The organism is Martelella sp. AD-3 (assembly GCF_001578105.1).
Classification (GTDB): Bacteria; Pseudomonadota; Alphaproteobacteria; order Rhizobiales; family Rhizobiaceae; genus Martelella.
Map to the genome: position 1 here is coordinate 3,065,925 of NZ_CP014275.1, position 13,963 is coordinate 3,079,887.

11 protein-coding genes are annotated in these 13,963 nt (G+C 62.2%); 4 read left to right on the forward strand and 7 right to left on the reverse strand.

Going from position 1 to position 13,963, the window contains the following annotated elements:
• The first annotated feature begins 11 nt into the window (after positions 1–11).
• The 4 genes from AZF01_RS14280 to AZF01_RS14295 all read left to right on the forward strand — a co-directional run bounded on the left by AZF01_RS14280 (position 12) and on the right by AZF01_RS14295 (position 4,087).
• Entirely contained in the window at positions 12–1,484 is a 1,473-nt protein-coding gene (locus AZF01_RS14280; protein WP_024706926.1) for an amidohydrolase family protein, read from the forward strand.
• Positions 1,485–1,574: 90 nt separating this feature from the next.
• A complete protein-coding gene (locus AZF01_RS14285; protein WP_024706927.1) occupies positions 1,575–2,435 on the forward strand; it encodes an extradiol ring-cleavage dioxygenase in 861 nt (286 codons plus the stop codon).
• Positions 2,432–2,803: a hypothetical protein gene (locus AZF01_RS14290; RefSeq protein WP_024706928.1), complete on the forward strand. Its 372-nt coding sequence runs from the start codon at positions 2,432–2,434 to the stop codon at positions 2,801–2,803. Before AZF01_RS14285 ends, AZF01_RS14290 begins: the two co-directional genes overlap by 4 nt.
• Positions 2,804–2,968: 165 nt before the next feature.
• Positions 2,969–4,087: a glycoside hydrolase family 105 protein gene (locus AZF01_RS14295; protein ID WP_024706929.1), complete on the forward strand. Its 1,119-nt coding sequence runs from the start codon at positions 2,969–2,971 to the stop codon at positions 4,085–4,087.
• A 49-nt stretch (positions 4,088–4,136) separates the two neighbouring features.
• Here AZF01_RS14295 and kdgR read toward each other — a convergent pair whose 3' ends face one another.
• The 7 genes from kdgR to AZF01_RS14330 form a co-directional block, all read right to left on the reverse strand.
• Positions 4,137–4,931: a DNA-binding transcriptional regulator KdgR gene (kdgR, locus tag AZF01_RS14300; RefSeq protein ID WP_024706930.1), complete on the reverse strand. Its 795-nt coding sequence runs from the start codon at positions 4,929–4,931 to the stop codon at positions 4,137–4,139.
• Between the two features lie 452 nt (positions 4,932–5,383).
• Positions 5,384–6,475: an ABC transporter ATP-binding protein gene (locus AZF01_RS14305; protein ID WP_024706931.1), complete on the reverse strand. Its 1,092-nt coding sequence runs from the start codon at positions 6,473–6,475 to the stop codon at positions 5,384–5,386.
• Positions 6,476–6,492: 17 nt separating this feature from the next.
• Positions 6,493–7,263 carry a carbohydrate ABC transporter permease gene (locus AZF01_RS14310; protein ID WP_244435513.1) on the reverse strand — a complete coding sequence of 257 codons (771 nt, stop codon included), beginning with the start codon at positions 7,261–7,263 and terminating at the stop codon, positions 6,493–6,495.
• 142 nt (positions 7,264–7,405) lie between these two features.
• Positions 7,406–8,299, reverse strand: a complete 894-nt coding sequence (locus AZF01_RS14315; RefSeq protein WP_024706933.1) for a carbohydrate ABC transporter permease — start codon at positions 8,297–8,299, stop codon at positions 7,406–7,408.
• Between the two features lie 60 nt (positions 8,300–8,359).
• The gene (locus AZF01_RS14320) at positions 8,360–9,643 is read right to left on the reverse strand and encodes an ABC transporter substrate-binding protein (protein ID WP_024706934.1); all 1,284 of its coding nucleotides are present in this window, start codon (positions 9,641–9,643) and stop codon (positions 8,360–8,362) included.
• Positions 9,644–9,731: 88 nt separating this feature from the next.
• Positions 9,732–11,015 (reverse strand): ABC transporter substrate-binding protein, encoded by a 1,284-nt coding sequence (locus AZF01_RS14325; protein WP_024706935.1) that lies wholly within the window; start codon positions 11,013–11,015, stop codon positions 9,732–9,734.
• A gap of 285 nt (positions 11,016–11,300) precedes the next feature.
• A complete protein-coding gene (locus AZF01_RS14330; protein ID WP_024706936.1) occupies positions 11,301–13,955 on the reverse strand; it encodes an alpha-L-rhamnosidase in 2,655 nt (884 codons plus the stop codon).
• Between the last annotated feature and the right edge of the window lie 8 nt (positions 13,956–13,963).

Here is a 13,963-nt window from a genome sequence, read left to right on the forward strand (position 1 = left end):
GAGGAGAAACCATGTGCAGGCTTTGCGACATTTCCAGGCGACATCTGCCCTACCCGGCATTCGGCCCAGCAGGCGGCGGCACGGGCGCGACGGCAGCCGCCGCGCCTGTGGCCGAGGGCCTGCCGGAGGCAGCAGGCCGTGAAGGCCAGCGCACGCTGATCAGGAACGGCATCATCCTCTCCATGGATGACAGTGTCGGCGACTTCGCCAAAGGCGATATCCTGATCGAGGGATCGCGCATCATCGAGATTGCCGAGACCATTTCCGCCAATGACGCCATCGTCATCGATGCGTCCGGCAAGATCGTGATGCCCGGCTTCATCGACACCCATCACCACCAGTTCGAGACCGCGCTGCGCGGCCAGCTCGCAAACGCCATCCTCATCAATGACGGTCTGCCGGCAAACGCCCAGAACTATTACGAGACCGTGCTGCAGTCCTTCTCCCTCGTCTACCGTCCGGAGGATGTCTATATCAACGAGCTCTTCGGCGCGCTGTCGCAGCTCGATGCCGGCGTGACGACGGTGATGGATGTGAGCCAGATCCACCATTCGCCCGCCCATTCCGACGCCGTCATCTCGGCGCTGAAAGAGTCCGGCCGCCGTTCCGTCTTCGGCTATTTCGAGGGCTGGGGCGATGACGCGCAATATCCGGGCGACGCGGCGCGGCTGCGCGAGCAGTATTTCTCATCGAACGACCAGCTCATGACCATGATCATGGGCGGCGAAATCTACCTGCCCTTCCATGAACAGTCGTGGAAGACCGGGCGCGACCTGGATCTTCCGATCGCCCTCCACGTCGTCGGCACGTTCGGCATGCAGCCGACCTTCGATGGCCTCGGCGCAAACGGCGCTTTCGGCGAGGACAATATCTTCATCCACATGACCGGCATGTCGGAAGACGGCTGGAAATATGCCCGCGACGCCGGCGCCCATATCTCGCTGTCCGTGCCGATCGAGATGCAGATGCGCCACGGCACGCCGCCGATCCAGAAGGCGCTCGATTATGGCATGAGCATTTCGCTCTCCACTGATGTCGAGTGCACGATGACGGCCGATTTCTTCACCCAGATGCGCGCCATGGTGACGCTGCAGCGCATGTTCGCCAACGAGAAGGCGCTTGCCGGCGAGGAATACCCTGCGCTTCTGACGGCGCGCCAGGCGATCCGCGCGGCAACGCTCGGCGGCGCGGAAGGTTTGAAGCTCGACCGCCGCACCGGCTCGCTGACGCCGGGCAAGGACGCCGACATCATCCTGCTCGACGCCGAGGCGCTCAATGTCGCCCCGCTCAACAATGTGCCCGGCACGGTCGTCACCCTGATGGAGCGCTCGAATGTCGATAGCGTGCTGGTGGCCGGCAAGGTGCGCAAATGGCAGGGCAAGCTTGTTGGCGCCGACATCGCCCATCTGCGCGGCGAACTGGAAAAGAGCCGAGACTACATTTTCGAAAAGGCCGGCATCGCCCGTTCGCTGTTCGGCGACTGAGACGGCAGGCCGGGAGATGAGGGAATGAGCCCGCGCGCGACGATTCCAACCGCGCGGGCTCTCAAGGATATCCGACAAGAGGAGAGAGAATTGGCAAAACTCGTTGCAACACTGGCGTCGACCCACCACCCCTTCTATCTGAAGGCGACCACGGCGCCGCCCGACCAACAAATGCCCGAGGCGCCGACCTGGAAGCGCAAGATCGAGGCCTACCGGGAAACCCTGGCACGGACGGAACCGGACGTTCTGGTGATGATCGGCTCCGATCATTTTCACCAGATCTTCCTCGACAACTGCCCGCAATTCCTGATCGGCAAGGCGGAGCGCTATGACGCGACCTTCTATAACGAGGAGCGCGAATTCGGCATCCCGAAATATGTGCTGGAAGGCGACGAGGCCATGTCGCGCTTCATGCACCAGCACCTGATGCACCAGAATTTCGATTTCGCCTTTTCCAACGAGCTGAAAATCGACCATTCGATCATCTGCCCGATCATCACGGTGAGGCCCGAGAACGACCTTCCGGTCGTGCCGATCTACACCAACATCTTCGCCCCGCCCCTGCACACGCCGAAGCGGTTTTATGAAGTCGGGCGCGCGATCCGCAAGGCGATCGACGATTTTCCCTCCGACAAGCGCGTTGCCGCAATTGGCACGGGGCATCTGTCGCTCGAGCTCGGCGGCCCGCGCCAGTTCATGGAGACCGGTCCCGATCCGGCATTCGACCGCCAGGCGATCGAGTGGCTGAAGGCCGGCGATATCGACGCGATCCTCGAAAATGTCACCCATGAGAGCATGGCGGGAAGCGGCAACGCCACCCATGGCTTCCTGAACTTCATCCTGATGCTCGGCGTCGCCGGTCCGGAAGGCGCGGACTATGTCGACAATCTCGACCTGTTCCACACGATGGAAGCCTATTTCACCTGGTATCCGAAGGAGACCGCGGCATGAGCAAATATTACGTCAACAAGTTCCTCTATACGGTCGACCGCGACCCGGAACTGCTGCAGCGCTACATCGACGAACCGCGCACTTTCGTCGCCACCTGGGAACAGTCGATCGGCCCGAAACTCATCGGCAACGCGGTGGAGGCTTCGACCGTCCACGCCCTGACCCATGAGGAGCGCGAGGCCCTGATCAACCATGACTATGTGGCGCTGTTCGAGATGGGCGCGCATTTCTTCCTCAACCTGACGCTCTTCATCGGCATCTATGACGAGCCCTATATGAGCAAGAGCGGCCCGCTGTCGTTCCAGCGTGAAATGGCCGCAAGATTGCAGCATTGGCGCGGCAAGGACTATCCGTCGGTCGAGACCTGAAGCGTCTCACCCATCCTCCTGCATGACTTGCCGGGCGCAGACGGGATGCGCCCGGCCTTTTTGTTCCTCGGGGGACGCATTTTCAGGCGCTGCGGCGTTGCCGCCTCCGGCCAATTATGCTCTGTGAGGCGAGGGAATGAGGCATGTGAAATCCGGGAGGACTGAATGGATCCGCTTCTTCAGCGCAAGGAACACTTCATCGAGCGCGACGCGGTCTGCGCGCTGATCGAAAAGCTCGCCGACAATCTCGTCAACATCAAGGACGAGACCGGCGAATTCCTGCTGAGATTGGATGACGGCCGGGTGATCGACACCAAGGGCTGGGCCGGCTGGGAATGGACCCACGGCATCGGCCTTTACGGCCTGCTGAAATACCGGGAGATGACCGGCAGCGCGCTGGCGCTCGACATCATCACCCGCTGGTTCTCCGATCGTCTGGCCGAGGGCACGCCGACGCGCAACGTCAATACGGTCGCGCCCTTTCTCACGCTCGCCCATCTTTACGAAGAAACGAGAAATCCGGTCTGGCGTCCCTACCTGGAAAGCTGGGCCGAATGGGTGATGCATGACATGCCGAGAACCGAGGACGGCGGCATCCAGCACATCGTCTACAATTCGGTCAACCACCAGCAGATGTGGGACGACACGCTGATGATGACCGTGCTGCCGCTCGCCAAGATCGGTCTCGTGCTCGACCGGCCGGATTACATCGACGAGGCGAAGTACCAGTTCCTGATCCACACCCAGTATCTTGCCGACCGCAGGACCGGGCTCTGGTATCACGGCTGGACGTTTGACGGGAACCACAGCTTCGCCAATGCGCTCTGGGCGCGCGGCAACAGCTGGGTGACGATCGCCATCCCCGAATTCATCGACATGCTCAAGCTTCCGGAAAGCGATCCGGTCGCCCGCCACCTGATCGCCACCTACCGTCGCCAGGCGCGCATGCTGAAGGAGACGCAGGCCCCGTCCGGCCTCTGGCATACGCTGATTGACGATCCTGAAAGCTATGAGGAAGCGTCAGCCGCCGCGGGCTTTGCCTACGGCCTCCTGAAAGGCGTGCGGATGCGTCTGATCGGCCAAGACTATCTCGAAACGGCGGAACGCGCCGTCAAGGGCGTGGTCGACAATATCAGCGATGACGGCGAATTGCTGAACGTCTCCTTTGGCACCGCGATCGGCGCGGATCTCGACCACTACCGGGAGATCAAGCTTACCTCCATGCCCTACGGCCAGGCGATGGCGATGTTCTGCCTCAGCGAATATCTCCGGCAATACCTGTAGGGCAATGCCGGCAGGAGCGGGAGCGCCCCCCCCGCTCGCCTGGATGGCGTCAGGCGCTTTCGGCGACGTAACCGAGCGCCTGCGAGACGTCATGGGTCGCCGATTTCAAGAGCGCGACATAGTCGTCCTTGCGGGCCTCGTCGAAGCGGAACAGCGGAAAGGCGATGCTGATCGCCGCGATCGACTTGCCCACATGGTTGAGCACCGGCGCGGCGATGCAGCGCACGCCCGCCTCGCTCTCCTCGATCTCCTCCGCATAGCCGCCGGCGCGGACCGCGAGGAGCTCCTCGCGCAGCACCGCCTTGTCGGTTATCGTGTTGGGGGCGGTCACTTCCATCTGCATTTCCGCCAGCCTTTCCGCAATCTCCTCGTCGTCACGGAAGGCAAGAAGCGCCTTGCCAAGCGAGGTCGAATGCAACGGATTGCGTTTGCCGAGCGTCGAGTTCATCGACAGGCTGTAGGTTGAATCATACTGGTGGATATAGACGACGCGCTGCTCGCGCCCGTCGAGGATGCCGAGATTGATCGATTCCCCCGTGGCGCGGGACAGCCGGCCCATGGCCTTGTCGGCAACGCGCAGGATGTCGGCCTGGCTCTTCATCGTCTGCGCGGCGAGGCTGAACAGGCGCGGCGTCAGTTCGTAGCGTTCGCTGTCTTCATCCTGCGCCACATAGCCGAGCTCCATCATCGTATGCAGCAGGCGGTGGGTGGTGCTTTTCGAGGTCATGGCGCAATGGGCGATCTCCGCCAGGGCGGCGCTGCGGCTTTCCGCCAGCGTCTCCAGCACCGCAAAAACCTTAAGGACGGCAGCCACATTCTCCGTTTTCGGCCTGTTGTCTTTCACTGCAAGTCCTCCACCACCTGTCGCATCCGTCCATTTTCGGCTCCCTCGCCGCGCCGGGCCATGCGTTTTGTCAAACCCGGAGCGCAGCGCCTTTTAGTGCCTACCTGTCTACCTGCCTACAGCATCGGCCCGAAAATCGGAATCGATTTTCGGAAAGCACGATGCGTAGATTCAATAGGTTAGAGCGTCCTTTGTGCATCCGAATGGATGCACGGCGCTCTAGAACATTTTCGTGTTTCCGTGACTCGCGAACACGCTCCAACCTCTTGTCCTTCCGCGCGTCCGGACGGGAAACCGGTTTCCACTTTTCCTGGACGCGCTCTGGCCCTGCGACAGGTGAATCGACGAAATAGCGGCGCCGCCGCCACACGTCGTGTTTCACTGCCCCGCGTGCCGAAGGCAGCGAGCGCTCGCCGGTCGCTCGCCGTCGGCCGCGCGCACGGCGCAGGACGTCAGGCGGGAAGCGCCTCCTCGATGTCGATACGCCGGCCGTCCGCATCGAAGAGATGCTGATCGGCCGGATCGAAACCGACGCGAACCGTTTCGCCGACGCGATGCCGCTCCATCTGATGGGTCTGGAAGATGAGCGTCTTGCCGGACGGGAGATCGATATGGACGATGGTTTCGCTGCCGAGATATTCAACGATGCGCACCCGTCCCTCCGTCTGGATCGTGCCGCTTTCCGGCTTGATCGCCTCGGGCCGCACGCAGACCGTGACGCGGTCATGGTCTGCGGAAAGCCCGACCGGCAGGGGATGGGTTCCGAAATCTTCGAGATCGAGCATGCGTTCAGCGCCGGAGCCGGTGACCGTCGCCTCGAACATGTTGATCTTGGGCGAACCGATAAAGCCGGCGACGAAGAGGTTTGCAGGCTTCGTGTAGAGTTCTTCCGGCGTTCCGACCTGTTCGATCCTGCCGGCGCGCAGAACCACGATCCGGGTCGCGAGCGTCATCGCCTCCACCTGGTCGTGGGTCACATAGATCATCGTCGTCTTCAGCCGCTCGTAGAGGCTGGCCAGTTCCACCCGCATCTGCACACGAAGCTCGGCATCGAGATTCGACAGCGGCTCGTCGAAGAGAAAGAGCTGCGGCTCGCGCACGATCGAGCGGCCGATCGCGACGCGCTGCTTCTGGCCGCCGGAAAGCTGGCGGGGCTTGCGATGAAGCAGCGGCTCGATCTGCAGGATCCGCGCCGCCTCGTCCACCCGCCGGTCGATCTCGGCGCGATCCATCTTCAGGTTCTGCAGACCGAAGGCGAGGTTTTTCCTGACGCTCATATGCGGATAGAGCGCATAGGACTGGAACACCATGGAAAGCTCGCGCTTGGAGGCGGGAAGGTCGTTGACCACCTTGCCGTTGATGGCGATCGTCCCGTCGGTGATCTCCTCAAGACCCGCGATCATGCGAAGAAGCGTCGACTTCCCGCAACCGGAGGGGCCGACGAGGACGAGGAATTCGCCGTCGTGGATTTCCAGATTGAGGTCGTGCATCACCGACAGCGTGCCGTAGGACTTGCCGACTTTTCTGAGTTTGAGTTCAGCCATTTTCGTTCAGCTCCTCCTTACTTCATGCCCGATGTCGCGATGCCGCGAACGATGAGTTTCTGGAAGGCGATGAAGAAGATCACCACCGGCACCAGGGAAAGCACCGACATGGCGAACATCTGCCCGAAGGCGGACTTGCCCTCCTGGTCGATGAACAGCCTGAGCGCCAGCGGCACGGTGTAGTTCTGGATATCGTTCAGATAGATCAGCGGCGCGAGGAAATCCTCCCAGACCCAGATCATCGAGAAGATTGCCGATGTCGCCAGCGCCGGCAGCGACAGCGGCAGGATCACTGCCCAGTAGATCTTGAAGGCCGAACAGCCGTCGATCTGCGCCGCCTCGTCGAGCTCGCGCGGAATCTGGCGGAAGAACTGCACCATCAGGAAGATGAAGAAGCCGTCGGACGCCAGGAAGCGCGGAACGATCAGCGGCAGGTAGGTATCGACCCAGCCGAGCTTCAGGAACATGACGTATTGGGGAATGAGGACGACGTGATAGGGGATCATCAGCGTCATCATCATCAGCCCGAAGAACAGCCGTTTTCCGGTGAATTCCAGCCGCGCGAAGGCATAGGCGGCAAACGAGCAGGAAAACAGGTTGCCGAGAACCGACAGCACCGTGACGATGGTCGAGTTGCGGTAGAAGATCGAGAAGGAAACAGGCAGCGCCTCCCATCCTCCGGTGTAGTTGCTCCAGTTGAAGGTTGACGGCCAGAGGCCGAGGCTTCCGAATATCTCGTTCTCCGGCTTCAGCGAAGACGCCAGAAGCCAGAGCAGCGGATAGAGCATGATGAACGAGAACACGATCAGGAAGATATGCTTGAACAGCCGCGCCCGCCTCTCCCGCTTGTTCTTCGCCAGCCTGTATTCATGCGCGACGCGGGCCGCCTCGTCGCGCTCGGCCTCCAGTTCCGTTTCGGCCAGCGCGGCCTCAGTCGCGTTCATTTTCATAATGCACCCAATATTTCGAGGTCGCGAAGGCAAGCGCGGTGAACAGGCCGATGATCACCAGAAGCACCCAGGCAAGCGCCGAGGCATAACCCATGCGGAAGAACTTGAAGGCCTCATTGAAGAGGTAGACGGTATAGACCAAAAGGCTGTCGGCCGGCCCGCCCGTGCCGTTCGAGATGATGAAGGCGGGCGAGAAGATCTTGAACGCCTCGATGATCTGCAGCACCAGATTGAAGAACACGACCGGGGCGAGCATCGGCAGGGTGATCGCATAGAACTTGCGGAAGCGTGAGGTTCCGTCGATATCCGCCGCCTCGTAGAGATCCTTCGGAATGCCGCGAAGCCCTGCCAGGAAGATCAGCATCGGCGCGCCGAACTGCCAGATCGCCAGCACGATCAGCGTGTAGATCGAGGTTGAGGGATTGGTGATCCAGCCGATGCCCTGAATGCCGAAGACGGCGAGCACCTGGTTGACCACGCCGTCGATCGAGAATAGCTGCCGCCACAGGATCGCGATCGCGATAGATGCGCCGAGCAGCGACGGCAGGTAGAAGATCGCGCGGTAAAGCCCGATCGTCCTGAGCCCCTTGTCGAGCAGCATGGCGACGCCGAGCGCCATGATCAGCCTCAGGGGCACGGCGAAGACGACATAATGGAAGGTGACTTCCAGCGTCTTCCAGAACCGCCGGTCGCGGGTGAACATGTAGATGTAGTTGTCGAGCCCGGTCCAGCGCGGGTCGCCGACCATGTCATAGCGCGTGAATGACAGATAGAGCGAGACCAGAATCGGACCGATGGCGAGCAGGAAGAACCCGATCAGCCAGGGCGTCAGGAACATGTAGCCGGAAGCGTTGCGCGCTTTCGTATTCTTCATCGAACCACTCTTTCAGACGGAAGAGCCGGTCCCCGACGCAAAGCGGGGACCGGTCCTTGATCAGCGGGCGCGATCGATGATCGCCTGGGCATCGTCAACGAACACTTCGGCCGCCTGCTGCGGCGCGATGTCGCCGAGCACCACATTGGTGGCGGCGCGGATGAAGGCATCGCGCACTTCGCCGGCACCCTTCGGCTCGGGCGGCGGCAGCGGCCCGACCTTGTCCTGGATGGCGTTGAAGTAGTCCACAGAGACCTTTTCGGCCGGCGTGAAGTCGGGTGCCAGAGCCGCACGGACATCCGGATTGGCGGGAATGCCGCGTTCCAGGCCAAGAACCTTGGTCGCCTCCGGATTGTTGATCCAGTCGTTCATGTACATGATCGCCGCTTCCGGATCCTCGCTGTCGCGCGTCAGGCTCATGAACATCGAAGGCTTGATGAACTGGCCGGGATCGCCGCCTTCCTTGTGCGGCACCATTGCGGCGCCGACCGGGTCCTGCATCAGCGCCTGAACGCCGACGATCTGGTTCGACCAGAAGTTTGAAATCGCGGTATCGCCTGCGACGATGCCGACGTCGGACATTGGCAGGTTGGCGTCGAGCGACTTGTCGGCGGAGCGAAGCACGCTGGCGTCCCTCAGATCGCGCCAGAACTGCCAGTAATCCGCGATGATATCCGGCGTGACGGTGACGTCGCCCTCGGGCCCGAAGAAACTGCTGCCATTCTGACGGATCCAGACTTCGCAGACCTCGAGAACCACCGAGCAGTCGTCGGAGCCCTTGACCTTGCCGCCGGTCGCCTCGGTAATGGTCTTGCAGACATCGGCGAACTGATCCCAGGTCCAGTTGATCACGTCGGTATCGGCGACGCCGGCTTCCTCGAAGATCGTCTCGTTGTAGACGAAAACCTGGCTGTTGGAGCCGATGTTCAGCGCATAAAGCTTGCCGTCGACCATGCCGCCCTGCAGCGGGCCCTTGTCGAAATTCGAGAGGTCGAGGCCGTTGCCGATGAAGGGATCGAGCTCCTGCAGCGCGCCGCGACGCACATATTCGAACAGGAAGCGGTAGTCCATCTGCACCAGATCGGCCATGTTGCGGCCCGCGGTCTGGGTGGCCATCTTGGTCCAGTAGTCGCCCCAGCCGATCGTCTCGCCCGACACGGAAATGCCAGGATGGTTCTTTTCAAAGACCTCGATCACCTCAAAGGTGCGTCTGTCGCGCTCGGGATTGCCCCACCAGAAATGGCGGATGCTCCGGTCCTGGGCAAACGCCGGCATGGACGGCAGACCGGCGGCCAGCGCCAGTCCGCCCGTTGTGGTCAGAAATTTTCTACGTGAAACGGCCATAAACTCCTCCTTTTCATGGCAACGATGACCCGGCGATAAAGGTGTCGGAACGCCGCAGGGTCAGGCAGGTTTTCGGGTAAACGCGCGCTCACATACGCGCGCGTTCAAGAATAGCAGACGCATCCTCCACAAAGCGCGCGGCTCCGTCTTCGGGCGAAACATAGCCCAGGACGACATCTGTGCCCGTCCGCATGAAGCTGTCCCTGACCTCTCCGACCCCCTTCGGCGCAGGATTGGGCACGGGACCGACCTTGCCCTGAATGCCGGCGTAATAATCGACGACCTTGGCTTCGGTATCGGAGAGCACCGGCATCAGCGCGTCGCGTCCCATCGCGCTCGGCGGAATACCGCGATCGATACCCAGGACCCGAATGGCATCCGGGCTCGACACCCAGTCATTGATATAGGCCAGCACGGCATCGATATTCTCGGCATCGCGGGAAATCGAGAGATACATCGACGGCAATATATATTGCCCGTATGCCATGCCGGCGCGGCGCGGCACCATTGCCAGGCCCACGGGGTCCTGCATCAGGCTCTGAACGGCCACGGCCTGATTGGCATAACGGAAGGTGGTCGCCGTGGTGCCGCTGACGATGCCGAGGTCGCTCATCGGCTTGTCGACACGCACGGTCGCGTCCGGGCCCTCGATAATGCCCGCCTTGCGCAGGTCGGTCCAGAACCGCCAATAGGACCCGACGTCCTCGGCCGTCACCTGAAGCTCGCCGTCCTTCGAATAGAGATCATGGCCATTTTCGCGGCCCCAGACCTCGAAATTCTCGATATAAAGCGACAAATCCTCGCTGCCGGTAACGGCTCCTTCCGTCGCATCCGTAATCTTCTGGCAGGCATCGGCGAATGTATCCGTCGTCCAGCCGAACCTGTCGAAGGCGACGCCCGCCTCGTCAAAAACACGCTGATTATAGGGAATGACCTGGCTCGTCGCGCCGATATTGATGCCGTAGAGCATCCCGTCGACCATGCCGCTATCGAGCGCGCCTTCGTCATAGAAGCTGACATCGATGCCGTTTCCAAGGTAGTCATCAAGCGGGACGAGCGCGCCGCGCTGAACATATTCATGCAGGTAGATATAAGGCATCTGCACAATGTCAGCCATGTTCCGGCCGGCCGTCTGCGTTGCCATCTTGGCCCAGTAATCCCCCCAGCCGATGGTCTCGCCGGACACCGCAATATCGGGGTGGGCCTGCTGAAACCAGTCGATATAGGCGAAGGTGCGCCTGTCGCGCTCCGGATTGCCCCACCAGAAGTGGCGGATGCTCTTTTGCTGCGCCCAGGCCGGAGCAGCCGGCAAGCCGGCGCCAAGCGCCAAACCGCCCGAAACCGTCAAGAATGTCCTGCGAGTAACAACCATAACCCCTCCCTTTTGGAACGCACGGCAAAGGCCGCCCCGTCGTTCAGCCGACCCGCATTGTTCCTCCCGGCAGGCCTTGTCCGACGTGATCCGTTCCAGCTTAGCCGCAAATTCAAACATGCGGACCATTTTTTTTGAAACGTCATTCCGTTTTAAATTTACACCACAGGAATTGACCGAATGCAAGTCGAAACTCGCCCTCCCCGGGGTTCGCGTGCATGCGGCAAGTTGCCGGACCCTGCGTTTGCCGCCGTCGCGCGGACAGAGACAGCGCTCGGAAAAAAATCAGCCGGGAAGGAAGAAGCGGAAGCGATGCGGTCCGGAGGCAAGGTGAAGATGACGCCCCGCAAACGGCGCATCGTCGACTGTCACGGCGCCAAGTCCCTCCGGCAGTTCGACATCCGCCGTAACGGAGGGCGGCAGGACCAGATCCCATGCGCCGGCGTCTCCGTCGATCCGCCAGCGACTTTCCACCATGCCCGTGCGCGCCTCGTAGGCCGCCGTGACGTGGCCGATGCGACGATCGAAGACCGGGCGCGCCAGAACATGGCCGTAGCCCGGTCCCGCAGCGCTCCAGTCGATGCCGGCTAGACGCGACCAGATCCACTCGCCGACCGCGCCATAGGCATAATGGTTGAAGGAATTCATGTTCGGGCTCTGGAAACCACTCTCAGGCGTCCAGCCGTCCCAGCGCTCCCAGATGGTCGTTGCGCCGTGGGCAATCGAAAAACCCCAGGAGGGATAGGTTTCCTTCAGCAAGAGATCGACGGCGCGGGCCGACCCGATATGATCGGCAACCACCGGGCAGACATGGCGCACGCCGAGAAAACCTGTCTGCAGGTGCCAGTCCGCCGCCTCGAAGAGCGCCTTGAGGCGAGAGGCCGCCGCGCCGCGCAAGCCCTGGGGCAGGATGGCGAAGTCGAGCGCCAGGAGATAGGCCGTCTGCGTATCGGAGATCAGCCTGCCGTCGCGCCAATAGGCCTCGACAAAGGCCTCTCGCAGGCGCGTGCCCAATGCCGTCCAGCGAGCCCTGTCCCGCCCTGTCGCGCCAGCAATCTTCTCCATCAGGTCGGCGAGATGCACCCAGTAGGCGCTCGCCACCAGGAAGGGATCGGTCTTCGGTCCGACATTCAGCCAGTCGCCGTAATTGTTGTTGTTGCGGTTGACGCGCAGCCCGTCCGGATTGGCAGCCTCGATATACTCCATCCATGCTACGAAACGGTCGTAGTTCCCGACGAGAAGCTCCCGGTCGCCGTAGCGCAGAAAATGGTGCCAGGCCATGATGATGGGGGCATCGCCCCAGCCGGGGGCGCCGGGCTGCGGGGTCAGGCGATAGGGATTGAGCGGCTTGGTCGGGGCGACATCGGGAAAGGCTCCCTCCGGCGACTGTCCGTCGGCAAGATCCACCATCCATTTGTTGAGGAAGGCCTCGACATCCATGTTGTAGCCGGCCGTGCGCCAGAACACCTGCGCATCCGCGGACCAGCCATAGCGCTCGTCGCGCTGCGGGCAATCGGTGGGCACCGACAGGAAGTTGCCGCGCTGGCCCCAGACGATATTCGACAACAGCTTGTTGACCAGCGGGTTGCCGGTTTCGATCTTTCCGCGCACCGGGGTGTCGGTCTGGATGGCGATCGCGGTGATTTCCAGCTCGCTCTCCGCCGCACCCTCGATGACGAGACCCGCATACTGGAAGCCCCGGAAGGTGAAGCGCGGCTTGAACGCCTCCTCGCCCTTGCCCCCGGCGATGTAGATATCCTCGTTCACCGCGTAGCGCATATTCTCGAGGTAGAGCGCGCCATCCTCGGTCAGCCGCTCGGCAAAGCGCAGGCGGAAGACGGTGCCTGCCGGAGCCTTCACCCTGAGTTCGGCATAGCCCGCAAGGTTTTGCGAGAAATCATAGATCCGCATGCCGTCCTTTTCGTGGAGGAAGCGACCTTCGAACCGCGCCACCTCGCGGGCGGGCTGCACGCGCTGTGCATCAAGGAGCGGCGCGCCGGGCTCGGGGATGAAGGCCTCGACAGGCTGCCAGGAGGCGGCATCGAAGCCGGCCGCGTTCCAGCCGTCGATCTCCAGCCGCGCGTCATAAGCCTCGCCGGCCAGGAAATCGCTGTAGAGGATCGGGCCTTGCGCCGTCTGCCAGTTGCCGTCGCTGACGACCCTCTCGACGCGCCCATCGGCATATTGCAGATGGATCTGGCACTTGAAGGCAGGGCGGCCGCCGTAATGGTTGCCGGCGCGGCGCTGGTTATGGCCGATCCGGCCGGAATACCAGCCCTCGCCGAGGATCGCGCCGATGACATTTTCGCCGGCAGCGAACATGTCTGTCACATCGAAGGTCTGGTATTCGACGCGGCTGTGATAATCCGTCCAGCCCGGCGCCATCACGTGGTCGCCAACGCGGGCGCCGTTGATGAAAAACTCGTAGAGACCGAGCGCCGTCACATAGGCAAGGGCGCGCACCGGCTTTTCGTCCAGTGCCACGGCCCGGCGCAGATAATCGGCAGGCCGCGCCTGAAACCGGTTGTCGTAGCGGTTGCCCTGCGGCACGTCGCGGCCGGCGGGCAGCACGAAATAACGCGCGATCCACTCCGCCTCCCAGTCCTCGGCCCGAAGCCCGGTGAAAAAACGGACAGGCGGAGCGAAGCCCGAGCCCTGCCCGTCCTCGTCCCAAAGCTCGACCGACCACCAGACGGCGCGGTCGGAGGCGGGCGGCGCGCCGTCCCAGACCATCCCCGGCCAACTGCCCTCTCGCCTGCCGCTGTCGAAGAGGTCGCCCCGCCCCTCCGCGAGGTCATCAAGGTTGCTGCCCGCGACCACCCGGAAGGCCTGTTGCGCCTTCGCATCGCCGCTCACGCTCCAGGAAAAGCGCGGCAATTCGCCGTTCAGCCCGCTTGCGTCCTCAAGGGCCGCAACGCGCAGGTTCAAGGGTTTCAGCATCTCTCTGC